Source organism: Pedobacter sp. V48, from assembly GCF_000523515.1.
Lineage (GTDB): Bacteria > Bacteroidota > Bacteroidia > Sphingobacteriales > Sphingobacteriaceae > Pedobacter.
In genome coordinates this window covers 204,363-228,711 of sequence record NZ_AWRU01000033.1, presented here as the reverse complement: position 1 = coordinate 228,711, position 24,349 = coordinate 204,363, and the positions used below count along the sequence as shown (strand labels likewise).

General features: G+C 37.7%; 23 protein-coding genes. 10 read left to right on the top strand and 13 right to left on the bottom strand.

All coding sequences use genetic code 11. The features are described from left to right. Nucleotides 1-36: 36 nt before the first annotated feature. From N824_RS25365 to N824_RS25340, 6 genes are all read right to left on the bottom strand, one after another. A complete protein-coding gene (locus N824_RS25365) occupies nucleotides 37-1,002 on the bottom strand; it encodes a DUF3137 domain-containing protein (protein ID WP_048907898.1) in 966 nt (321 codons plus the stop codon). Then, nucleotides 1,002-1,559 (bottom strand): LemA family protein, encoded by a 558-nt coding sequence (locus N824_RS25360; protein ID WP_048907897.1) that lies wholly within the window; start codon nucleotides 1,557-1,559, stop codon nucleotides 1,002-1,004. Before N824_RS25360 ends, N824_RS25365 begins: the two co-directional genes overlap by 1 nt. 444 nt (nucleotides 1,560-2,003) lie before the next feature. Next, a complete protein-coding gene (gene radA / locus N824_RS25355; protein WP_048907896.1) occupies nucleotides 2,004-3,380 on the bottom strand; it encodes a DNA repair protein RadA in 1,377 nt (458 codons plus the stop codon). 99 nt (nucleotides 3,381-3,479) lie between these two features. Further along, a complete protein-coding gene (locus N824_RS25350; RefSeq protein WP_048907895.1) occupies nucleotides 3,480-5,030 on the bottom strand; it encodes an Rne/Rng family ribonuclease in 1,551 nt (516 codons plus the stop codon). A gap of 250 nt (nucleotides 5,031-5,280) precedes the next feature. Continuing rightward, nucleotides 5,281-6,141, bottom strand: a complete 861-nt coding sequence (locus N824_RS25345; protein WP_048907894.1) for a tetratricopeptide repeat protein — start codon at nucleotides 6,139-6,141, stop codon at nucleotides 5,281-5,283. 7 nt (nucleotides 6,142-6,148) lie between these two features. Then, nucleotides 6,149-6,451: an HU family DNA-binding protein gene (locus N824_RS25340; protein ID WP_008240139.1), complete on the bottom strand. Its 303-nt coding sequence runs from the start codon at nucleotides 6,449-6,451 to the stop codon at nucleotides 6,149-6,151. A gap of 171 nt (nucleotides 6,452-6,622) precedes the next feature. On the opposite strand from N824_RS25340, the gene mutY reads away from it, so the two are divergent. Both mutY and N824_RS25330 read left to right on the top strand, forming a co-directional pair. Then, complete coding sequence (gene mutY, locus N824_RS25335) at nucleotides 6,623-7,672, top strand: A/G-specific adenine glycosylase (RefSeq protein WP_048907893.1); 1,050 nt, start codon at nucleotides 6,623-6,625, stop codon at nucleotides 7,670-7,672. A gap of 14 nt (nucleotides 7,673-7,686) precedes the next feature. Then, nucleotides 7,687-8,115 carry a single-stranded DNA-binding protein gene (locus tag N824_RS25330; protein WP_048907892.1) on the top strand — a complete coding sequence of 143 codons (429 nt, stop codon included), beginning with the start codon at nucleotides 7,687-7,689 and terminating at the stop codon, nucleotides 8,113-8,115. A gap of 23 nt (nucleotides 8,116-8,138) precedes the next feature. Here N824_RS25330 and glmS read toward each other — a convergent pair whose 3' ends face one another. The 3 genes from glmS to N824_RS25315 form a co-directional block, all read right to left on the bottom strand. Further along, nucleotides 8,139-9,977: a glutamine--fructose-6-phosphate transaminase (isomerizing) gene (gene glmS, locus N824_RS25325; RefSeq protein WP_048907891.1), complete on the bottom strand. Its 1,839-nt coding sequence runs from the start codon at nucleotides 9,975-9,977 to the stop codon at nucleotides 8,139-8,141. Nucleotides 9,978-10,058: 81 nt separating this feature from the next. After that, the gene (locus N824_RS25320; RefSeq protein WP_048907890.1) at nucleotides 10,059-11,504 is read right to left on the bottom strand and encodes a DUF4270 domain-containing protein; all 1,446 of its coding nucleotides are present in this window, start codon (nucleotides 11,502-11,504) and stop codon (nucleotides 10,059-10,061) included. A gap of 18 nt (nucleotides 11,505-11,522) precedes the next feature. Beyond that, nucleotides 11,523-12,347, bottom strand: a complete 825-nt coding sequence (locus tag N824_RS25315; protein WP_048907930.1) for a glycogen/starch synthase — start codon at nucleotides 12,345-12,347, stop codon at nucleotides 11,523-11,525. A 153-nt stretch (nucleotides 12,348-12,500) separates the two neighbouring features. Here N824_RS25315 and panC point away from each other — a divergent pair, with 153 nt between their 5' ends. The 4 genes from panC (at nucleotide 12,501) to N824_RS25290 (ending at nucleotide 15,734) form a co-directional block, all read left to right on the top strand. Then, nucleotides 12,501-13,340: a pantoate--beta-alanine ligase gene (panC, locus tag N824_RS25310; RefSeq protein WP_048907889.1), complete on the top strand. Its 840-nt coding sequence runs from the start codon at nucleotides 12,501-12,503 to the stop codon at nucleotides 13,338-13,340. 45 nt (nucleotides 13,341-13,385) lie between these two features. After that, nucleotides 13,386-13,736, top strand: coding sequence for an aspartate 1-decarboxylase (panD, locus tag N824_RS25305; protein WP_048907888.1), 351 nt, complete (start codon nucleotides 13,386-13,388; stop codon nucleotides 13,734-13,736). Between the two features lie 98 nt (nucleotides 13,737-13,834). After that, entirely contained in the window at nucleotides 13,835-14,974 is a 1,140-nt protein-coding gene (locus N824_RS25300; protein ID WP_048907887.1) for an acyl-CoA dehydrogenase, read from the top strand. A gap of 295 nt (nucleotides 14,975-15,269) precedes the next feature. Next, entirely contained in the window at nucleotides 15,270-15,734 is a 465-nt protein-coding gene (locus N824_RS25290; protein ID WP_048907885.1) for a nucleoside triphosphate pyrophosphohydrolase family protein, read from the top strand. A gap of 78 nt (nucleotides 15,735-15,812) precedes the next feature. On the opposite strand, the gene N824_RS25285 is transcribed toward N824_RS25290, so the two are convergent. Then, nucleotides 15,813-16,160: a phage holin family protein gene (locus tag N824_RS25285; protein WP_048907884.1), complete on the bottom strand. Its 348-nt coding sequence runs from the start codon at nucleotides 16,158-16,160 to the stop codon at nucleotides 15,813-15,815. 18 nt (nucleotides 16,161-16,178) lie between these two features. Between N824_RS25285 and N824_RS25280 the strand changes: the two genes are divergently transcribed. From N824_RS25280 to infB, 4 genes are all read left to right on the top strand, one after another. Next, the gene (locus N824_RS25280; RefSeq protein WP_048907883.1) at nucleotides 16,179-16,613 is read left to right on the top strand and encodes a hypothetical protein; all 435 of its coding nucleotides are present in this window, start codon (nucleotides 16,179-16,181) and stop codon (nucleotides 16,611-16,613) included. Nucleotides 16,614-16,879: 266 nt separating this feature from the next. Further along, complete coding sequence (gene rimP / locus N824_RS25275) at nucleotides 16,880-17,344, top strand: ribosome assembly cofactor RimP (RefSeq protein ID WP_048907882.1); 465 nt, start codon at nucleotides 16,880-16,882, stop codon at nucleotides 17,342-17,344. A gap of 2 nt (nucleotides 17,345-17,346) precedes the next feature. Beyond that, nucleotides 17,347-18,582, top strand: a complete 1,236-nt coding sequence (gene nusA, locus N824_RS25270; RefSeq protein WP_048907881.1) for a transcription termination factor NusA — start codon at nucleotides 17,347-17,349, stop codon at nucleotides 18,580-18,582. 1,376 nt (nucleotides 18,583-19,958) lie between these two features. Further along, entirely contained in the window at nucleotides 19,959-21,731 is a 1,773-nt protein-coding gene (gene infB, locus N824_RS35290) for a translation initiation factor IF-2 (protein ID WP_235207295.1), read from the top strand. A 79-nt stretch (nucleotides 21,732-21,810) separates the two neighbouring features. Here infB and N824_RS25260 read toward each other — a convergent pair whose 3' ends face one another. The 3 genes from N824_RS25260 to N824_RS25250 are packed head-to-tail and all read right to left on the bottom strand — an operon-like array spanning nucleotide 21,811 to nucleotide 24,339. Then, the gene (locus tag N824_RS25260) at nucleotides 21,811-22,452 is read right to left on the bottom strand and encodes a hypothetical protein (protein ID WP_048907880.1); all 642 of its coding nucleotides are present in this window, start codon (nucleotides 22,450-22,452) and stop codon (nucleotides 21,811-21,813) included. 44 nt (nucleotides 22,453-22,496) lie between these two features. Next, a complete protein-coding gene (locus N824_RS25255; RefSeq protein WP_048907879.1) occupies nucleotides 22,497-23,453 on the bottom strand; it encodes a glycosyltransferase in 957 nt (318 codons plus the stop codon). Between the two features lie 34 nt (nucleotides 23,454-23,487). After that, nucleotides 23,488-24,339 (bottom strand): alpha-1,2-fucosyltransferase, encoded by an 852-nt coding sequence (locus tag N824_RS25250; RefSeq protein ID WP_048907878.1) that lies wholly within the window; start codon nucleotides 24,337-24,339, stop codon nucleotides 23,488-23,490. Nucleotides 24,340-24,349 lie beyond the last annotated feature (10 nt).

Genomic DNA, 24,349 nt, shown 5'->3' with positions numbered 1-24,349 from the left:
AAGTCCCGAAAGGGACTTTTTTTATTAACTCCTTTTTTATTCTTTTCCCCAGATTCTGGTGTTAAGATCCAGTTCGTTAATAATTGCATACATAAAGCGAATGATGCTTAGGTCTTCATCTAATGATTTGGTAGTAAGAAGGCTTTTAAATACGGGGGGCTCAAAGTAGTCTTTCTCTAGGGGGAAAGCTATGTAAACGTAAGAACCAATAAAAGATACAGAGATTGTATCGGCGCTTTTGTCGTTTAGCTCGCATAATCTTTCCATCATTGCAGGAGTAAGAATATATCTGGCTTCTACCTGATCAGTTGAATAGGTAACAAAGGCCTTGTTAAATTGGATATTCTCCAGCTTTACAAGCTGTTTACTTGATGAGGAGAAGATCGGCATTTTATCGGATATCCAGGCGCCCAGCGCACTTCCCATGTCCTTTGGCTTAACTACTGTTAGGCCATTAAAATGTTTGTTGAAATCGGCACAAAATACGATTCCCTTTAAGATGGTGTGCCAATGCTCTTGTCGGCCGTTTTTTGTTTGTGTCTCGGTTTTGTATTCTGCATGAACTTCAGAAAAAGAGAACCTTGTTTTTCCTGCATTGCCATAAATTTGATCCTGACTCCTATATCTATCCGGGCGTTGAGTGAATAGCTGAGAATTAATGAAATCGCTTTCCGGTAACCCATACTTGTATTCGATCTCTAAACTTGGATCTATGGACTTTAATACCGTAGCTACCACTCTTTGTTTAAATTCATGCCTGTAGTCATTAAACTTTTGGCTGGAATTACTGAAAAGAACAATAGAAGTAATTATGGATGCGCCACCACTTATGGCTCCCGCGATCATTAAGCTGCCAAGTAAAACGCCGATTGCTATAAGTATTACGCCACCTGCAAGAAACAGGTAGGCCTTTGTTTTTATATCGGAAACCTTTTTTCTCTGTATTTCAAGTTCATTGAGTATGATTTGTAAAGCGGCCCCTGTCGCAGTTTCTTCTGCCATTAGTTATTAAAAAGATCTTTTGCACTTATATTTTTTCGTTCTTCTTCTGTGTTTGCCAGTACAGCAATGGGCTGATAGTTCATCATTCCGGCAAAAATGTTTCCCGGGAACATCATAATTGCATTGTTGTAATCGGTAACTGAGGAATTGTAAGCTCTTCTTGCGGCTGCAATTTGTTCTTCGCTCTCTGTCCAGGTGCTTTGTAGGTTCAGGAAATTCTGGTTTGCTTTCAGATCCGGATAATTCTCTACGTTTACCATTAAGCCTTTAACGCTTGAGCCAAGTTGCTTATCCAGGTCTAATCTTTCCTCGTTACTTAAGTTTGGGCTCGCGGCTTTGGCACGCAATTCTACCACTTTGGTTAACAGGTCTCCTTCATACTGCATGTACTGTTTTACAGTCTCAATTAAGTTTGGAAGTAGATCAAATCGTTTTTTAAGCATTGCGTCAATTGCAGAAAAAGCATTGGCTACCTGGTTCTTTTTGCCGATCAGCGAATTGTATATGCCGATTCCAAAAATTAGTAGCACAGCGATGATAATAGCGGCAATAATCATTATGATAAGGGTTAAGAGGTTAATTAATATTTAAATATATCAAAATTTAACATTCTCAAGCTAAAATTATTTTACGAAAAAAATGTAATAAATAACCCTGTCTCGGAGAAGACAGGGTTTAATCAATCAATATTAAAAAGGAGAACCTTTTTAATTATCCTAAAAGTACAATTCCTTTGGCTTAAAATGAAAAAATCCTCGCTATCTTACGATAACGAGGATAATCATCCCTATTGTTTATTACCATTCATAAATGACTGATAACATGTAGGTATTTGCAATTAGTAGGCCAATCTGTTATACGTCTTCTTTTTTAGGGGTAACTACCTTATATATAGTGTTATGTGCTGTTTTTCTGAAAATGTGCCAAATTTTTTAGAGGGAAAGAATATCCCCAATGTGTAGAAACTAAATGGCAAATATACACGGCAGTTCCACGCTTGGTTATCCAAATAGCAATGAAAATACGTCTTCAATCTTCCTTACAGGGGTCAATTCAATTTTAAATCGATCAAGAATAAGACCCTTTAAATTATAATTGGAAATAAAGATTCTTTCAAACCCAAGCTTCTCGGCTTCCAGGATCCGTTGTTCGATTCGGTTAACTGCTCTGATCTCTCCTGATAGGCCAACCTCTGCTGCGAAACAGATTTTAGAGGATATCGCGATATCCTCATGTGAGGAGATTATTGCAACCATTATTGCCAGGTCAATTGCGGGGTCTTCAACTTTAATTCCACCGGCTATGTTTAAGAAAACATCACGAGTACTTAGTCTAAAGCCACATCTTTTTTCCAATACGGCAAGGAGCATGTTCATCCTTTTGGTATCAAAGCCATTTGCAGATCGCTGTGGCGTTCCATAGGCTGCTGCGCTAACCAATGCCTGTGTTTCGATTAACATCGGTCTTGCGCCTTCTAGGGTAGCCGAAATTGCAATCCCGCTCATTTCTTCGTCACGTTGTGATAGCAGAATTTCGGAAGGATTGGAAACTTGTCGCAAACCCGTACTGTGCATTGCATAAATTCCTAATTCAGCGGCAGCTCCGAAACGATTCTTGATGGAGCGCAGAATTCGATATACATGATGCCTGTCGCCCTCAAACTGCAGAACGGTATCAACCATGTGTTCCAGAATTTTTGGTCCTGCAATGGTGCCGTCTTTGGTAATATGGCCAATTAAAAATACAGGCGTATCCGTTTCTTTTGCAAACCGGAGTAATTCGGCAGTACATTCTCTTACCTGAGATACACTTCCGGGGGTTGAATCGATATTAGCTGAGTGAAGTGTTTGTATAGAATCGACAACAATAATATCTGGCTCAAGTGTTTCAATCTGCTTAAAAATGTTTTGGGTTGAAGTTTCTGTTAGGATATAACAATCTGCTTTAGGTTTGGCAGTAATGCGTTCGGCTCTCATTTTAATTTGCTGTTCGCTTTCTTCTCCGGAAACATATAGAATCTTTTTGCCCGAGATATTTAAGGCAAGCTGAAGCATCAGCGTAGATTTACCGATTCCAGGTTCACCTCCAATTAGTATAACAGAGCCGGCAACTAAACCTCCACCCAAAACCCTGTCAAGCTCCAGGTCGCCTGTTAAAATTCGTTCTTCGCTAATGGATTGTATATCATCAACTTTAGATGGTTTATTTAAGCGTTGGGTACCGCTAGATGTTTTCCAGGAAGGGACCTTAGGGCTTGTTTTCTCTATAATTTCTTCGACGAAGGTATTCCATTCATTACATGAAGGACATCGCCCAAGCCATTTTGCTGATTCATACCCACAACTTTGGCAGAAATATGCTGATTTAGTTTTAGCCAATTGATTACAATTTAATTCTACTAATTTATGCTTAATTCTATTAAAACAAACAGGCCCGATCTCTATGAAATCGGGCCTGTTTAGTTAATAAGTTAATTTTTACAATTTAATTTCTTCGTCTTTTGAAGAAAGAAAGTGAAACTCAGTCAAATTATAAGATGAGACTGATCTGATTTTAATTCGTTGTCCGAATTTAAAAAACCATTTCCACTGTAAAGAGATAAAGCCCTTTTTAATGAAAGCTTCGATATACGGGTGTACACAAAGCGTAATATTTTTTTCGTTTTGCTCCTGCAAAATATAGGTCAGGTTATTTTCAATGTCATCCATTAAAACAATACTGGCCTTAATTTCCCCCGTACCGTCGCAGGTAGGGCATTTCTCACTGGTTACAATGTTCATTTCGGGCCTTACACGCTGACGTGTAATCTGAACAAGGCCAAACTTACTTGGCGGCAATATGGTGTGCTTAGCGCGATCCAGTAACATCAGATCCTTGAGATAGTCGAACAACATTTTACGGTTAACAGGCTTGTGCATATCGATAAAATCGATGACTACAATACCACCCATATCCCTTAAACGAAGTTGGCGGGCAATTTCCTTAGCAGCTTCTTTATTAACCTGCAAAGCATTGTCTTCCTGATTCTCTTTACTAGCTGTTCTGTTTCCGCTATTTACATCAATAACATGAAGCGCTTCAGTATGTTCAACAACAAGGTACGCTCCTCCAGCTAAGTTTACTGTTTTACCGAAAGAGTTCTTGATTTGCTTTTCAATACCAAAATGTTCAAAAATAGGCTCTTTATGTTTGTACAGTTTAACGATCTTTTCCATTTCTGGAGAGATTTCGTGTACATAGGAACGAATATCTTCAAACAAGTTATTGTCGCTTACATAAACATTTGTAAAGTCAGTGCTTAGAATATCACGGATCAATGTTGATGTCCGATCCATTTCTCCCCAAACTCGTTTAGAAGGTTCTGCATCAGGAAGCTTCTTAATAAAGCTTTCCCATTTAGCTACAGAATCTAAAAGGTCTTTTTGAAGTTCTGCAACTCCTTTACCTTCTGAAACGGTTCTGATAATTACCCCAAAATTCTTAGGTTTAATACTTTCAATAATCTTTTTTAAACGATTACGTTCAGTATTGCTCTTAATCTTTTTGGAAATAGAGATTACATTAGAGAAAGGAACTAATACAATATATCTGCCGGCTATTGAAAGGTCTGAACTCAAACGAGGACCTTTAGTTGAAATTGGCTCTTTTGCTATCTGAACAGGTAAAACAAGATTCTTGCTTACTACTTCAGATATTTTGCCTGCTTTGTTAATGTCTCCCTCTAGCTTGAAATTATCCAGTAAAGTGCCATTAACAGAGCCGTTACGCTTGATTTTAGTTAGCTTAATTAAAGATTGGACTTGAGGACCAAGATCAAAATAATGCAGAAATGCATCTTTTTCATAACCAACATCTACGAACGCAGCATTTAGACCCGGCATGATTTTTTTGATGCGGCCTAAATAAATGTCGCCAACGGCGTAATTGTTGTTGATCTGTTCTTTATGAAGTTCTACAAGTTGTTTGTCTTCAACTAAAGCTATGGTTACTCCCAGTGGAGAGGAATCTATAATTAATTCTTTTACCAAAAGCTACAGATTTTAAGGCATTTAATGCCTTATTAACACATGGACAAATAAAAAAAACATTGCAACGAAAAATAAGGCTAAGATCTTGTCGTAGCCTTATTTTCTGTGCAAAACAATAAGAAAAATTATTTTTTCTTATGTCTGTTTTTTCTTAAACGTTTTTTGCGTTTGTGGGTAGCCATTTTATGTCTTTTTCTTTTTTTACCGCTTGGCATAATCTTGAATTTTAAATATTTTTTTAATCTGTTTATTAATTTTTACTCTTTAGCTCCAATACCTTATCATCAATGAATTTAGATAATTTGGGATTGGCGGCTAGCTTTTTACTCTTAAGATACGCATCAATAGCATCTGTATTTTTACCCAGGCTTTCATAAGCTGTGGCTAAATAGAAGTATGCATCTGGAGTAGGCTTAATGGCGATAATGTTGTTAAATCTGATTATGGCTTTATCAAACTGGCCAGATTTAATCGCGAATGTACCTAAACTCATATTCGCTTTCAAATTCTTTGGGTCTTTTTTTACCACATCCATCAATAACGCAATACCTTTCATTGGCATTCCCATTCCATTAACAATGGTAATTCCCAAACCGGTTTTCGCATCAGCACTCGTAGAGTCAATACTTACCGCATTAGTATAAGCAGCATTTGCTCTTTGTAATAATGCAGGTTGTAATATACTGTCTCTTGAGTTGTCAAATGCCTTTAAAAAACGGTCTCCGGTAATTAACCAACTGGCTAATGTTTTCTCTTGATTGGCTATAATCTCAAGGTATAAAGCACTTGGTGCACTCTGTTCAACATCATCCCACTTTTGAGCAAGCACTTTAGCGGCTGCAACCTTATCGGGAGATGCTTTAAATGTGTTCTCAAGTGAAGTAATTTCAGCAGCAAAGTTTGGACTGATCAGGGTTTTACCAGAAGCCGAAACTTCTTCCAAACTAATTGGCTGAGGGGTTTCTGATGTCATCTGCCCTGCGGCTGGAACATTCGTTGTTTGCTCTTTCGGCTTAACTAAACCTTTAATATCCCTTGTAAACAAAAAAGCTCCAAGCAATACTATTGCTCCAATTATGATAATTTGTTTTGAACGGATATTGTTTAGCATAAGTTGATTAAGCTTCTACGCTTACTTTTTTAGAGTTGTTTTTTACTTTGTCAACAAACACTTTTGCCGGTTTGAAACTTGGTACAAAATGCTCCGGGATAATAATTGCAGTGTTTTTAGAAATATTTCTCGCAGTTTTTTGCGCTCTCTTTTTTACAACAAAACTACCAAAACCTCTAACATATACATTCTCTCCTCCGATCATACTGTTCTTGATCACTTTGAAAAATGCCTCAACGGTTTCTTGTACATCTACCTTTTCAATTCCTGTTTTTGTTGATATTTCTGAAATAATATCTGCCTTAGTCATATTCTATTATTTATTTATAGTGTATTATATACTTTATAAGTGTTTTGGGGTTGCAAAAGTATTGCTTTTTAATGAGATAGGAAAATAAAAGATGATTTATTTGTTTCTAATTGTATCAGAGAATTGCAAGTTTTGCCGAAAACAAATTAATAACGCCGTATTTTTGTGTCTATGGCTTTTCAAACAGAAATAGTAAAATGGTATTTAAATCATAAAAGAGACTTACCATGGCGGGGTACAACGGATGCTTATGTGATCTGGCTTTCAGAAATTATATTGCAACAAACCAGAGTTGAGCAGGGATTGCCTTATTTTAATAGATTTTTAGAGAATTACCCAACAATTACAGCGTTTGCAGCAGCTACCGAGACCCAGATTCTTAAACTATGGCAAGGGCTGGGTTATTATTCAAGAGGAAGAAATATGCTTTATACAGCAAAGCATATTCAGGATGTTTATAATGGTGAGTTCCCTACAAAGTACGACGATCTAATTCGCTTGAAAGGGATAGGAGATTATACTGCTGCGGCCATTTCATCATTTTCTTCGAATGAGATGAAGGCAGTTTTGGATGGAAATGTGTTCCGGGTATTGTCCAGATGTTTTGGAATCGAAACGCCAATAAACAGCCCTGCCGGTAAAAAGCAATTCATAGAGCTGGCCCAGAATCTAATAATCGGCCAGGAACCTTCTGTATACAATCAGGCCATTATGGAATTTGGTGCATTGCAATGCAAACCTAAATCTCCTTCCTGCGAATCCTGTCCTGTTCAATCTGATTGTTTTGCCCGAAAAAATGATCTCGTAAATACGCTTCCTATTAAAGAGAAAAAGCTTAAAAAACGCACACGTTATTTCAATTATTTAGTGTGTTTTAATGGAGATGAGATCCTGGTAAATAAAAGAAACCCGGGAGACATCTGGCAGGAACTGTATGATTTTCCTTTAATAGAAACTGACGATAATTATCTGGAAGCACAAGAACAATTTCTGACTATATTGAAGAATAATTTTGGTGACGCCTGTACTATTACGCCGTTAGAGCAGAAAAAACATTTATTAACCCACCAAACTATATATGTTCAATTTTTTGCTTTAGATAATTATATCATTAACTTTAATCAGAATGCAGAAATAAAATGGGTTTCATTAAGCGAGCTGGAGGAATTGCCACAGCCTAAAGTGATAACAAATTTTATAAGCTCTTATTCCGTAAATTAGATAAATCAGAATTCATGTCAGGTATTAACAAAGTTATTTTAGTTGGACATTTAGGAAAAGATCCTGAAGTCAGACATTTAGATGGAGGTGTAACAGTAGCAAGTTTCCCATTGGCAACATCAGAGACGTATAACAAAGATGGCAAAAGAATAGAGCAAACAGAGTGGCATAATATTGTTTTGTGGAGAGGTTTGGCAGAAGTAGCCTCAAAGTATTTGCAAAAGGGCAAACTGGTGTATATTGAAGGGAAGCTTCGCACCCGCTCTTTTGAAGACAAAGAGCGAGTAAAGAAGTATGTTACAGAAGTCGTTGCAGAGAATTTTACAATTCTGGGCAGAAAAAGTGATTTTGAACAAACCCCATCTACGGGCGAGAATAGTACACCAAAAAGCGAAACGGATTATATAGATCCAAGCGATGCCTCCGGCGATTTACCTTTCTAACTAAATATAACGAACTAAATCTGTTACTCTACCGTAACAGATTTAGCCAGATTTCTCGGTTGGTCTACATTACACCCTCTTAATACTGCTATGTGATAAGATAGTAATTGAAGCGGTATGGTGGCCAATAATGGTAAAAATGCCTCACTGGCATCGGGTATTTCTATACAATAGTCTACCATTTTTCTAACCTCAACATCGCCCTGAGTAACTATAGCCAAAACAATTCCTTTTCTGGCTTTCACTTCCTGGATATTGCTGATTACTTTTTCGTAGGACGAGTTTTTGGTTGCGATAACAACAACCGGCATTTCCTCGTCAATAAGCGCAATAGGGCCGTGTTTCATTTCTGCGGCCGGATACCCTTCTGCATGGATGTAGGAGATCTCCTTGAGCTTTAAAGCGCCTTCCAACGCCACAGGGAAACCGCTTCCCCTGCCAAGAAATAAGCAATTTCTTGAATCCTTAAATTTCTGAGCTATTTCTTTTATAAGATCATTAGATTCAAGTGCTATTTGTATTTTATCAGGAATGCAATCTAACTCAGTAAGTAATTCAACCAATTTAGAATTGGTGAGTGTGCCTTTTTGCTGAGCCATATAAAAAGCCATCAAGGTAAGCACAGTAACCTGGGCGGTAAAGGCTTTAGTTGAAGCAACTCCGATTTCAGGGCCGGCATGTGTATAAACACCTGCATGCGTTAATCGTGGTATCGAAGCACCTACAACATTACACACTCCAAAAATCGTAGCACCCCTTTCTTTGGCCATTTCGATGGCGGCCATCGTATCCGCTGTTTCACCCGATTGAGAAATGGCAATCACAATGTCTTTTTCAGTGATAATTGGATTCCTGTATCTAAATTCTGAAGCATATTCCACTTCTACAGGAATTCTTGCATACTCTTCAATTAAATACTCCCCTACAAGGCCAGCATGCCATGAAGTGCCACAGGCAACAATAATTATACGATCAATATTTTTTAGCTTGTCGGCATATTCTTTTATTCCGCCCAATTGTACTTTACCCTCATTAGGGTAAATACGCCCACGCATACAATCTCTGATAGAGCGCGACTGCTCAAAGATCTCTTTAAGCATAAAGTGTTCATAACCACCTTTTTCGAGCATCTCAAGTTTTAGTTCGAGCTCTTGAACATATGGCGTTTGTACAACATTATCCAGGCGTTTTATCAATAACTCATCACGTTTAATAAACGCAATTTCATTGTCGTTCAGGTAGATTACATTCTTCGTGTACTCAACAATAGGCGTGGCATCAGAGGCAATAAAATATTCACCATCACCAACCCCAATAACCATTGGGCTTCCTTTTCTTGCAGCGATCAATTGATCTGGATGCTCTTCGTCCATCAAAACAATTGCGTAGGCGCCGTTAACCTCACGTAGGGCCAGTCGAACGGCTTCGAGCAAATCTATCTTTTCATTTTTGTAAATTTCTTCAATTAAATGCACTAAAACCTCCGTGTCGGTATCACTTTTAAATTCATGACCCCTGGTTATTAGCTCTTCTTTAAGCGTTGCATAATTCTCGATAATTCCATTGTGAATTATAGTAAGCTTGCCATTGTTGGAAGTATGTGGGTGTGAGTTTCTATCAGAAGGAGCCCCATGGGTTGCCCATCTGGTATGGCCAATTCCTGAAGTGCCAGATAAATTCTTCCCTGCGGCAAAGTTCTCCAGTTCAGTAACCTTTCCGGCTTTTTTATAGATGTTTAACCCGTCATTAGAAATAAGTGCGATACCAGCACTATCGTATCCGCGGTATTCTAATCTTTTTAGTCCTTTAATAACTATTGGCCAGGCTTCTCTGTGACCGATATAACCAACTATTCCACACATACATACTGGGTTTAAAAAATATATCCTCCGAAATTAATGATCTCGGAGGATATAAACACAATAGTGTATAAATAAATTTAGCTAGTCGACTATGTTGTAATAGATGTTTAGCTTGATCCCTTTTTCGCCTGTAGCGGGAGTTGCGGTGTTTATGATTGACCTTGCTCCGGAAGTTAAAGAAGGGAAAACATTGTATTCAGTAAGTGAACTAGGTGCCAGGTAAGTACCATAATCTACAGTCTTATTGTCAATTAAAGCCTGCAGGTAACTAGTTACAGTAAATATATATCTTTTATTAGTCGTGTCATAGAATCCACCAAATGCTGCTTCAGAACCGGCATACGTAGCGGGTGGGTTAGGATTGGCCTGTGTAGGACCCTCGTTGTCTGGAATGTTTGCTCTCTGACCGGCTATATCAAGTCTGTAAAGTGATAACCTCTGAGCAGCATTCCAGGGAGAGACATCTGTTCCGCTTTTAAGGTTAACAACCAATTCTGCTCTGTTAATTACTACACGGGCGTCTGCATTTCCGGCCTTTACCTTATCTACAAAAGCTTTTAGATCGGGGAAAGAAATTTTATTCCTTACGCCAGAAAGTGCTTGTAAGTAAGTAACATCAAATGATGCCGTTGGCGCATCTAATTGCGCTTTAACTGGTGTTCCTGTGTAATCATGTTTAACAGTTGCTGCTATAGGGCCCGAACTTGAGGATATAGGGAAATTAACCGCTACAGTATCTTTTTCGACAACGCTTGTTCCAACCTGCTTTTTATAATAAATCTGAAGATTAGCATCAGTTCCACCAAAATTGATAAACATTACACCTCCAGGACCACTTGAGGAAGTTTTGTTAACACTTACCTGCAGGCCTTTAAATACTGCCGAGAATTTAGTGTTTGTTGCTCTTTGTGCTGAATCTACATTTAAAATATGTTCCTGAATAAATGTGTTGCTTAGCTTTATCCTTAGTTGCGGAGCCACAGCCTTAAGTGTATCTGGTTTTCCTTTCACGATATCCGTGATTTTAAAAGGCGTTTTTGGCTTTATCTTAGTTGTAATAGAGCCCACCACCTCAGTTTCTACAGGCCATACTTTATTACTTAAAAAGACCTTTTGTAAAGAAAGATCATCTTTAAGCTGGTGCACATTCAGGCTATAAACGGAAGTTGTTGTATCACCATAAAATTGAGTTGAGTAAGGTAAAACCAGAATCGCTGAATCTACGGTTGGTATTCCTCCGAAACTATAACTAGTTGAAGGAAGGCTTACCGTCATAGAAAGGCTTGCTTCGGTAGTTCCAAAAGTAGCATCTCCGGTAGTATAACCCAGGGGATGTCTTGCTAATCCAATTGATGCAGTAGCTGAATCAAGAACAGTTTTGGAATCAACCAGAACGGTATTGTCTAAAATACCTTTAATAGGAGAGTCGCCATCAGGTGTAAGGCCGATAGTATTGGCATCTTTACAAGATGCAAAAAGAAAAAGACCTATCAACAGGGTCAATAAGTCTAGTTTTATAAATTTCATATTTTAGAATACCTGAGTTTAAGCTATTGAAACCAATTCTTCATCCGAAATCTCTTCATATAATGAGTAGAAGTTTTCGAAATTTTCGGTTAAATTAAAAGCTAAAGTTGGCTTATTAGAATCTTTAACAAATTTTAACACATCAGCATTGATGTTTTCATCAGCTAAAACTACTGCGTCAGAATAAGTTACTGCTCCAATATGCAAGGCACTACAATCTGCTTTTTCAAATACTTTAGTATCCTCAACAGTCATAGAGTTCATTACTGCTTTTTTATACAAATCAGTATTCATTGTTTCAGAGAAACAGTCCTCATAAATTGAATACACCACTTTTGAATTTTTAAAAGTAGGATCGTTTTTGTAAGTAGTTTTAATATATGCAGGTACTAAAGATGTCATCCAGCCATGGCAATGAACGATATCTGGAGACCAGCCTAATTTTTTAACGGTTTCAAGCGCACCTTTACAGAAGAAAATTGTTCTTTCATCATTATCAGCGTAGAACTTGTCTTCCTTATCCCTAAATACATACTTGCGTTGGAAATAATCTTCATTATCCAGAAAGTAAACTTGCATCCTTGCCGCCGGAATTGAGGCAACTTTAATGATCAACGGGTTGTCATTGTCATCAATAATAATGTTCATGCCTGAAAGACGGATAACCTCGTGTAATCTGTTCCTTCTTTCATTAATGTTTCCAAACCTTGGCATTAAAATACGGATTTCAAATCCTTTATCCTGCATTGCCTGAGGTAACTGACGGGTAATTTCTGAAATCTTTGTGAGTTCAAGGAAAGGCGACATCTCGTGTGTAACAATCAGTAGCTTCGTTTTGGCCATCTCCATATTCGTAAATAAAAATTTATGTTAAAGAAAAGATTATCAAGGGGCAAAGGTAAGCAAAATAATAACATTTATCAATATAATACGCAAGATGTTTTGTTGGGAATGGATAAATAACCAACTTTGCCCCCTGAAATTTTATAAGCTGGTTTGGAAGTACTAAATACTATTGCGGCGTTAAAGTCGTTGCTTGGCCCAATTAAATTGGCTCAGCAGAAAATTGCTTTAGTGCCAACTATGGGTGCGCTGCACAAGGGTCATGTGTCATTAATAAAAATGGCTCAAAAGCAGGCTGATATAGTGGTTTGCAGCATATTTGTGAACCCTACTCAATTTACAGATCCTAAAGATTTAGAGAAATATCCGCGTCCGCTGGAGCATGATATGGCTATGCTCAAAGATGCCGGATGTGATGTGGTATTTATGCCTTCGGTAAAGGAAATGTATCCTGCCGAAGAGAAATGGCATATTGATCTGGGACCCGCAGAGTTTCTTTTAGAAGGTGAATTTAGAAAAGGACACTACCAGGGAGTAACCCAAATTGTAAAAAAACTATTTGATGCCGTAAGTCCGGACGTCGCGTTCTTTGGACAAAAGGACTATCAACAGGTATTGATGATCCAAAACATGGTCGCCTATTTCAACCTTCCGGTTCAAATTATCTCTTGTCCGATTATAAGAGAAGACGATGGGTTAGCCATGAGCTCAAGAAATATACATCTTAGTGCTATCGACAGAAAAAATGCGTTAGTATTAAGCAAAGCACTTACCTATGTAAGTGATAATTTTAAGAGCAAAAGCATACCTGAGCTTTTAGAAAAGGCCAGGAAGCTAATTGAAGAAACACCTGGGGTTGAGCTTGACTATTTTACGATTGCCGATGGAAAAACATTACTTCCTGAGACAAACGAAAAAGATCAGAATATTATAGCTCTTGTAGCTGCCAAAGTAGGGCAAACAAGGCTTATCGATAATATGATACTTAGCTGAAAAACGGAAAACCATTCATTCAGAAACTTTATCTAACTTTGCGTTATGATTATCGAGATATTAAAATCGAAGATCCACCGTGTTAAAGTAACACAGGCAGAACTGAATTACGTTGGAAGTATTACCATTGATGAAGATCTAATGGATGCTGCGCAAATTATTGCAAACGAGAAAGTGCAGATCGTGAACAACAATAACGGTGAGCGTTTCGAAACCTATGTAATAAAAGGTGAAAGAGGAACAGGAACCGTTTGTTTAAATGGAGCTACAGCCCGTAAAGTTCAGGTGGGTGATATTCTTATCATTATGTCTTATGGATCTTTACCAATTGAAGAAGCGAAAAAATATCACCCGATATTGGTTTTCCCTGATGATAATAACCATTTGCTGAAATAGGCTGTAATTATATTATAAAAAATAATACTATGCTACCATAGTAATTTGGTTGAGAAATACTAAATTTGGCAGTACGTATTTTTTTATTATATATAATTATGCTATTTCAACTAAGTGAAGAACAATTGATGATTCAGCAGGCTGCAAGGGATTTTGCACAAAATGAACTTAAGCCTGGAGTTATTGAAAGAGATGAACACCAGAAATTTCCGGCAGAACAAGTAAAAAAGCTTGGTGAACTAGGGTTTTTAGGGATGATGGTTTCAGAAAAATACCACGGTAGCGGTATGGATGCAGTTTCATACGTACTGGTAATGGAGGAGCTGTCTAAGGTAGATGCATCTGCCTCTGTAGTTGTTTCTGTAAACAACTCTTTGGTATGTTACGGTTTAGAGGCGTTCGGCTCCGAAGCTCAAAAAGAAAAATATTTAAAGCCTTTGGCGTCCGGCGAAAAGATCGGGGCCTTTTGTTTGTCGGAGCCCGAAGCAGGTTCTGATGCAACATCGCAGCAAACGACCGCAGAAGATAAAGGTGATCATTACCTGCTAAATGGCACCAAGAATTGGATTACCAATGGTGGTACAGCCTCAACATACCTCGTAATTGCACAAACAAATAAGGCGTTAAAACATAAAGGGATAAATGCGTTTATAGTAGAAAAAGGAATGGAAGGTTTTACGGTTGGTCCAAAAGAAAACAAATTGGGTATCCGTGGATCTGATACACATTCTCTAATGTTTAACGACGTTAAAGTGCCAAAAGAAAATAGAATTGGTGAAGATGGATTTGGGTTTAAGTTTGCAATGAAAACGCTTGAGGGCGGTAGAATTGGTATTGCGGCACAAGCCCTGGGTATTGCAGCCGGAGCTTACGAGTTGGCACTAAACTATTCAAAACAACGTAAGTCTTTTGGTAAACCCATTGCAGAACATCAGGCAATCGCCTTTAAGCTGGCAGATATGGCCACTAGCATAGAAGCGGCAAGAATGCTGGTTTATAAAGCAGCATGGTTAAAAGACCAGGGGCAATCCTACACACTTGCCGGCTCGATGGCTAAGCTGTATGCTTCAAAAGTAGCCATGGATGTAACAGTAGAAGCGGTTCAGATACACGGCGGTTACGGATTCGTAAAAGAGTATCATGTTGAGCGATTGATGCGTGACGCTAAGATCACCCAGATTTACGAAGGAACTTCTGAAATTCAAAAAATGGTAATCTCCCGAGAGATCATCCGTTAAATAATCGTAATTATTATCTTTGTTTTTATAAACTTATCATAGTTTATAAAAACAAAGAAATATGCCCGAAATTCTCCTTTTATGCGTTATGTTAATTCCGCAGATTGTGGCTGGGATACTTGCGAAAAGCATGGGCAGGAAATTTTGGTTCTGGTTTTTTATCTCCTTTCTTATTCCTATCATTTCATTAATAGTGCTGCTGTTTTTAGAAGATAAAAGTGAGCAAAGCGGGTATGAACTGGCCGACCACGTAAAAGAAAAAAATTAAAAGAATTTTATAACTCAATATTAAAGCATGAAAGAGTCAAACTCATTGAATCAGGTAGCCGAATTTCACAGAACGTTTAAGCATCCTATAGAGAATTCGCCCATTATTCCATCAAAACAAAGAAGTGATTTAAGAGTTTCTCTGCTTGTTGAAGAAGTGAAGGAATTACAACAAGCCATTGAAGAGAATAACCTGGTTGAGGTAGCAGATGCTTTATGCGATATACAGTATGTATTAGCTGGTGCTATTTTAGAATTTGGTCTTGCAGATAAATTTAAAGACCTTTTTGATGAAGTACACCGTTCAAATATGAGTAAGGCATGTAGGTCTGAAGAGGAGGCAAATCAAACAATAGCCCATTATAAGGCTAAAGATGATAGCGATTCCTATTTTAAAGAAGAAGACTCGTTGTTTTTAGTGTACAGAACTAAAGATAACAAGACATTGAAATCTATAAATTACTCTCCTGCGGATCTTGAAAGCATTCTTTAGAGAATTTGGGAATGACATGGGAGCATACAGAGTAAACGCCGTCATCTCTACGCTAGGAGAGATGACGGCGACTTGTATTTAATCTTTATCAGAACCTGCAATAGCTCCAAATATAGCTTTAATCAAGGCTATTACTATTGCTAAAAGTGCTGCTGCCCAAAATCCGGTAGTATTAAATCCTGCCATAAGGTAATCAACCAATAATATCATTAAAACAGTGATAACGAACGACATCAACCCTAACGTAAGAAAGTTGATGGGGAACGTAAACAGGCGCAAAATAAGGCCAATTGTGGAATTTGCCAATGCAATTAATATGGCTGCAATAATTGCAGATCCATAACCATCTACATGTACCCCGGGTACAATTCTGGCCCCCAGAAATACTGCAAGACCCATTAATAAAATTTCGACAATTAGTTTCATAAAGCTTAATTTAGTGTTATGGTTAATTTTTTTGTTAGGATATTGATGGCATTTTGTGCCATTTCATTTGTTTGTTCGTGTACATCAACAAATAGTAAGCCACTTTTAATAGGTTTCTCGGCCGATAGTTCATCTATTGTATTTGGTAATATAGATCAGCCCGGGCTTTTGCAACTTAAAAATGCACCAGCTGCCGACTCTGTTTTTTACGATGTGATTTCGGTTTTGCAAACACCATCTGAGAACGATACGACCATAAAAGAAACGCCCGTTAAGGGCCAAATACGCATTATTGAGGAGGAAGTAGTATTTGTTCCTGAAGAACCATTTGTAAAAGGCAGGGATTATTTAATTATCACATATTTGAACGCACGCTTTGGCAATGCCGAAGATATTATGAAGGGTAAAGTGAATTATAGCATAAAACCTTTGCAGAAATTATTAACCAGATAATAACTTCTGCTCACATAATTCACACATAACCACACTTTGTTCACAAAAAGGACTTCGTGGATTTTGTGTGAAGGAGATTTGAATCAGGTGTGAAGAAACGGTAATCTTGTGAAGAAGTTGGCAGAAGCTAAAAATGGCTTTCTTTTACAAGCAGAAGTGATTGTGTTATAGCATTTTTAATTTGCAAAAATATTTCTTACATTTGCACGGTAATAGAGGTAAGAGGGGGCAAAAGTCCCCTCTTTTCTATTACTGGTGAATTGGTTATGCAGATAGAAAAAAGAGTAACAGAATTAGTAGAAGAAAAAATTTCGGACAGACCGGAGTTGTTTCTTGTTGAGGTGAAAATGCTGCCAAATAATAAACTGATTATTCATGTTGACGGCGATGAAGGAATCACTATACAGGATTGCGCAGCCATTAGCAGACATGTTGGTTTTCATTTGGAAGAGGAAAACACGATTGATAAAGCTTATAATTTAGAGGTTTCGTCTCCCGGAGTTGGGGAGCCATTGAAACTGAAAAGACAATACGATAAAAACATTGGCCGCGATTTAAGTGTAAAGCTTGCTGGCGGTGAAATAAAAGAAGGTAAATTGCTTTTTGTAGATGACAATGGCATCACTATAGAAGCAAAAGTGAAAGAAAAAGGAAAAAAGGCGGTTCTGGTAGAAACCGGAATCGACTTTAATAGTATAACAGAAACAAAGGTTTTAATTTCATTTAAATAAGAATGAGCAATATTAATTTAATCGATTCATTTCAGGAGTTTAAGGACTTTAAGAACATCGACCGCCCTACAGTGATTAGTGTGCTGGAAGAGGTATTTCGCAGTATGTTGCGTAAAAAATATGGTACTGATGAGAATTGTGACGTAATTGTTAACCCGGATAACGGAGATTTAGAGATCTGGCGTACCAGAAAAGTGATGGAAGATGGCTTTTCTGAGGACGATGATTTAGAAATTGAACTTGCTGAGGTTAAACAATTAGATCCGGATATGGAAGTTGGCGACGATTACATTGAGCAGATCACTTTAGAGAGTTTCGGAAGAAGAGCTATATTAGCAGCCCGTCAGACACTTGTTTCAAAAGTATTAGAACTTGAAAAAGACGAAATCTTTAAAAAATATAAAGACAGGGTTGGAGAGATTGTAACCGGAGAGGTTTATCAGGTTTGGAAAAAAGAAACACTGGTTCTTGATGATGAAGGCAACGAATTAATGATGCCTAAAACTGAACAGATCCCGGCTGATTATTTCAAAAAAGGTGATACCGTTCGTGCCGTAATCCTTAAAGTGGATATGGTGAACAGCACTCCAAAAATTATCATCTCGAGAATTGCCCCTGAGTTTTTACAGCGCTTATTCGAAATCGAAGTTCCTGAGATTTTTGATGGTTTAATTACCATTAAGAAAATTGTTCGTGAACCAGGAGAGAGAGCTAAAGTTGCTGTAGAATCTTACGATGATAGAATCGATCCGGTAGGAGCTTGTGTGGGTATGAAAGGTTCTCGTATACATGGCATTGTTAGAGAGCTTAAAAATGAAAACATTGATGTAATTAACTTTACCAATAACATTTCATTATATATCACCAGAGCATTAAGCCCGGCAAAAATCACATCTATTAAATTAGATGATGAAACAAAACATGCTTCAGTTTATTTAAAACCTGATCAGGTTTCATTGGCAATTGGTCGCGGTGGTCATAACATTAAACTTGCTGGTAAATTAACCGGTTATGAAATAGATGTGTATCGTGAAGCTGGTGAAGAAGATGAGGATGTGGATATAGAAGAATTCTCGGATGAGATCGATAGCTGGATCATAGATGAGCTAAAAGCTATCGGATGTGATACTGCTAAAAGTGTGTTAGCACTTTCCGTTGATGAATTGGTTAAACGTACCGATTTGGAGGAAGAAACCATCAAGGAAGTGATGAGTATTTTGAAATCAGAATTTGAATAATACAAAAACTCACGACCTACAGATGAAATAAATAAGAATAAACGTTACTTTTGTATAAGAATTAAAGAAAAAATAGGATATCAATGTCAGACGACAAACCAATAATTTTATTTAAAGCAGTTAAGGAACTTAACGTAGGGATAGCTACGGCCGTTGAGTTCCTGGAAAAGAAAGGCTTTTCTGTTGAGAATAAACCCACTACTAAGCTCTCTCGCGACATGTATAATGCGCTGTTAAAAGAGTTTCAGGGCGATAAAATCGTAAAAGAAGAAGCCAATCAAATTGTTATTGGTAAAATTCGTCGTGATGAACCTGAAGTAACTGAGAAAGTTGCTGAAGTACCTAGAAAAAATGTTGAATTCGAAAACGAAGGCGTTTTAATCAAGAATCTTCATTCGTATACTCCTCCAGCTGAGAAGCCTAAGGAAGAAGCTCCGGCTAAACCGGCAGCGCCAGAAACTCCTGCAGATAAAACAGAAGAAGGCTCTTTACCTGGTGTTAAAATAGTTGGAAAAATAAATCTTGATGATTTAAATTCTAAAACACGTCCGGTTAAAGCGGACGAAACTCCTGCCCCTGTGCCTGTCCCAACACCAGAGCCAAAAGCTCCTGTTGCTGAGGAAGCACCTAAGGAAGTTGTAAAAGAAGAAAAACCGGCTGAAAAAGTTGAGAAGCCAGTTGAAGAGGTAAAACAAGAAGTTGTAAAACCTGTAGAAGAGGTTAAACCAGTAGTGGTTGAACAACCTAAAGCTGTAGAGCCACCTGTAGTGAAAGCTCCAGRRGYWKNTGGYRMCTAAAGTAGTGCCGACTCCTCCTCCTGCACCTAAGGTTGAGAAACCTGAAGAAACGGAAGTAATTAAAGCTCGCTCTGTAAAACTTTCAGGTCCGAATATCATTGGTAAAATTGTTTTACCGACTACGCCTGATCGTAAATCTCAACCAGTAGCATCTTCGGCTGATAGCGCTGATGCGAAAAGAAAACGTAAACGTAAAAAAACTCCGGGTGGGCATCCTGGACAGGGCGGCCATGGCCAACCTACCGGTGGAGGTAACCAACAAGGTGGTGGACAGCCAAGTGGACAACAAGGACAACCGGGTCAACAACGACCTGCACCCCCAGTTGGCAACAGACCGGATTTTAGAAATAATACAAACAATACAGCCAACAGACNCKAMNCTYTWSSRANAGCAAACCAGGAGGCCCAGGAGGTCACAGTGGTCCGAAAGAAGAACCTACGGAAAAAGAAATACAAGATCAGATTAAAGCAACACTTGCTCGTTTAAGTGGAGCAGGTAAATCTGGTAAGTTTGCTCAGCGTGCTAAATTACGTCGTCAAAAACGTGATGATGTTGCCCTTTCAGCAGATGAAGCTGCAATGGAACAAGAGTTGCAATCTAGAGTTTTAAAGGTTACTGAGTTTGTTACAGCAAATGAATTGGCTACAATGATGGATGAGCCGGTTACAAAGATTATCGCAACTTGTATGAGTTTGGGAATGTTTGTATCTATCAACCAACGTTTGGATGCTGAAACCTTAACGATTGTTGCTGATGAGTTTGGTTATGAAATACAATTCGTTAAACCAGATGATGAAAGTGATATTGTTATTGAAGAGGAGGATTCTGAAGACGATTTATTACCAAGAGCACCTGTTGTTACCATAATGGGACACGTGGATCATGGTAAAACATCACTACTGGATTATATCCGTAAAGCGAATGTGGTAGCTGGTGAGGCGGGTGGTATTACCCAACACATTGGTGCTTACATGGTAACTACACCAACAGGAAAACAAGTTACTTTCTTAGATACACCGGGTCACGAAGCCTTTACAGCGATGCGTGCACGTGGTGCTAAGGTAGCGGATATTGCAATTATTGTTGTAGCGGCGGATGATGCTGTGATGCCTCAAACAAAAGAGGCCATCAACCATGCTCAGGCCGCGGGTGTACCATTGGTATTCGCCTTTACAAAAATTGACAAGCCGGGTGCAAACTCAGATAAGATACGTGAGCAATTATCAATAATGAATATTCTTGTTGAGGATTGGGGTGGAAACTTCCAGTCGCAAGAGATATCTGGTAAAAGCGGTTTAAATGTAGATTTACTATTAGAGAAAGTTTTATTAGAGGCGGAGTTGTTAGACTTGAAAGCTAATCCTAATAAACGTGCAACAGGTAGCGTAATTGAGGCTACTTTGGACAAAGGACGTGGTATTGTTACAACGGTTCTTGTACAGGCAGGTACATTGAAAATAGGTGATCCAATTTTGGCAGGTAGTTATAGTGGACGTGTAAAAGCGTTATTTAACGAGCGCGGACAAAAAGTAGATAAAGCAGGCCCATCAGTACCAGTTCAGGTATTGGGTATGCAAGGTGCACCAACAGCAGGCGATAAATTCAATGCACTTGAAAGTGAAGTTGAAGCAAGAGAAATTGCAAACAAACGTTTACAGTTAATGCGTGAACAGGGTCTTCGTACTCAGAAACACATTACTCTTGATGAGATTGGCCGTCGTTTAGCGATTGGTAACTTTAAAGAGCTTAATTTGATTGTTAAAGGTGATGTGGATGGTTCAATTGAAGCACTATCTGATTCATTATTGAAACTTTCTACTGAAGAGATTCAAATCAATATTATAAGTAAAGCGGTAGGGCAGATCTCTGAATCTGATGTATTGTTAGCTTCTGCTTCTGATGCGATCATTATAGGTTTCCAGGTTCGCCCATCTTCAGGTGCGCGTAAACTGGCAGAGGCTGAGCAGATAGATATCCGTTTGTACTCTATTATCTATGATGCGATCAATGAGATCAAAGCGGCGATGGAAGGTATGTTGGCTCCAGAATTTGAAGAGAAGATCACTGCTAACGTTGAGATCAGAGATACCTTTAAAATTACTAAGGTGGGTACAATTGCCGGATGTATGGTATTAGATGGTACAATTACACGTAATAGCAAAATCCGTATCGTTAGAGATGGTGTGGTAATTTACACAGGTGAATTGGCTTCATTGAAACGTTATAAAGATGATGTTAAAGAGGTATCCAGAGGATACGAATGCGGATTGAATATCCATAACTTCAATAATATTGAAGTAGGCGACATTGTTGAAGCTTACGAACAAGTAGAAGTTAAAAGGAAATTGTAAAAAATAGATAATATATAAAAGGCGCTTTAAAATTTTTTAAAGCGCCTTTTTACGTTTTACATTAGCTTAAGTTGCTCGTTTATCTGAAAATTTTAATAATGTCATCAGAAACAGTTACTATTCTACTTGGATCTTTACTTTTAACAAAAGTACAAAGCTCGTCAATACTAGGATAGTCATCTTTACCTATGAACAGGCGGGCATCATCGATAAGTATTCCGTGGTAAATCTTTGAGGCCAAAATAATTTCCAGTTCATTTAATATAGGTGTATTCTTATCTGCTTTAGCGGTTATTCCGGATGAGTAGTGCCCATCAAGCCAGAACAGCGCTGGTTCATCAATCTCATTTAAAAGGGTTTTTAGCATTATCCCACTGTCTCCCTGAATAATTTTAACATTAGGATAGGCTTTAAATCGCTCGACTGCCTTGATGTGCAGGTCCTCCCCAAGTTCTATGGAATACACTTTCTTGAAATGTTTTCTTTGAGATTCTACCATATCACCTAGGTATGTTCCTGTTTCTACAAATATATCGAAGTTGTTTGCCTCTCTGTATTTATGAATATTGTTCTGCTTAATGATGTGTAAGGTTGGCAGGTCCGTATCAAGATCTAAATAGTCGATAAATTGATCAAAACGGTTTCTATATTTTTTAAATAATAAAGATAACTTCCTGTCGTCTGAACTTTTAAATATTGTATCTCTAATTCGTTTTAACATTTTTTAATTTTGTTTTAATCAAATATATATAATTTATCGACGTATTATAAAGCAGCCAATATGTCGTCAATCCTATTAAAATAGGTGTGGTTTTTTAAAATATTAACCTGCATTTTTTTGATCATTTCAATTCGCTCTTCTGGATGCGAAATGTAATGATGCGTTTTTTCAATAAAGTCGCCGCTGTCAGTAGCAATTATCAATTCGTCTTCATTAAAATATTTCCTGGCGAGCAAATTATCGCAAATTTGGAATCCACCAAGCATGGTGGAGGTGAAAACACGTTCATTAAGTAATATTTTGTTTTTAATTTGGGCTTCTGTATGAACATTTGGAGTTATAAATGAGCGGCTGTACAGTTGTCTGGTTTCGATCGTTTCTGGATTGATCATATTATGCTCTGTATATTCCAGGTAATTGTCGAATTCCTTTTTTAAAGGCTCTATAAACGAGTTGTATGTTGTGAGGCGGTGACCAATGTTACCAACCCATAAAAAGTCGAACTCTGGTGCTGGTAATGGTTCTGTGTATTTTGTTTTGTCTGCACAATGGAGCAGTTGAATAACCTTTAGACCCAATTCTTTTTGATAGCCTGAAAAAAATCTTTCATTAATGAGTTCATCATGTTGGGACCAAATCAATATGTTGTGTTTTGAACTATATTTACTTAAGACCTGTTTGGTTTTTTTAAGTATTGTGTCAATTTGTGGCTCGTAATCACAAGGTGAATAGAAAGATCCCCAAAGAACAAGAGCTGTAGGTTTGAGCCTATTTAAGGGTAGATAAGGAATATTATCTACTGAAGTGAATATAATATCAGGACTGAAAGCGACGAGCTTGAGTTTTTCTGCTGGCCAAAATGAATTTTGGAGCTTACTTATGTCAAAAAATTGAAAGGAATCGCCACGATCTATAAAAGCATTTTTAAAACCATTAGCCACAGTTTTAGCCGCGTAACTCCATTTGTTGGTTGTTTGATAGATGTAAGCAATTTTTTTCATTAAATGAATTTAGTTGATATTTGGAGAAATACAGCTATAAGCTGATCCACTTTTGTGGAAATGACATTCTGATATTTGGGTCGCTGTGATTTACCCATTTTTTAGGCCCTATGACAATTTTATCAGGGTTTGGATTAAGCCAAGCTGCCCACCAGCTAAAACTGCTATTGGCAATGATATTATGCTTGCAGGAGCTCATTAATTGCATGTCAATATAGCTAGACAATTCTTTATTCCAAGAGATAAAGGTACAATTATCAAGATTTAGGTTTTCTGTACACCAAACAATGTCGTCAGAGAAAATAAAGAAACTTGGAGAAGTTAAATCGGATTGGACGTAACTAATCGCTTGTTTGTAATACTCAGGGCCACATAATCCCCCAAGAAGTGGATCTTTAAGATAGTCTCCTCGTCTGATGTGAATGGAAACGCTATTCTTGAGTTTAACCTGATCCAAAATCTGTTGATTTTCCTTGGAAAGAGGAGATGTGAATTGGAAATCGTTTTTTATTTCATCGGCAATATTCTCGAAATATTTAAAATTTTGCCAGTATCCCCAATAATATGCTGTTCTTGGATTATTGAGAATAGATTCGTTGAATGAAAAGAGGGTTTTTTCTTCTATATAAGTATTCTTGAGACCGAATAACCTCCTAAGTTTCCTATAAATCCATTTTTTATTGTAGTATAAATTACTCGTAAATGATGAGACCTTGTTTATTTTCGAACCAAAGATATTCTCTAATTCAAACCCGTTATGCAGTGGGTAGTCATTATAACCATGCAGATCTGCTTTAACATTGGGAAACTTATTTTGTAAAGACTTATACAGGGCATATTGAAACATTTGATTGCCTAAACCGCCTAAAAATCTGATAATTTTCATTGAATTGATT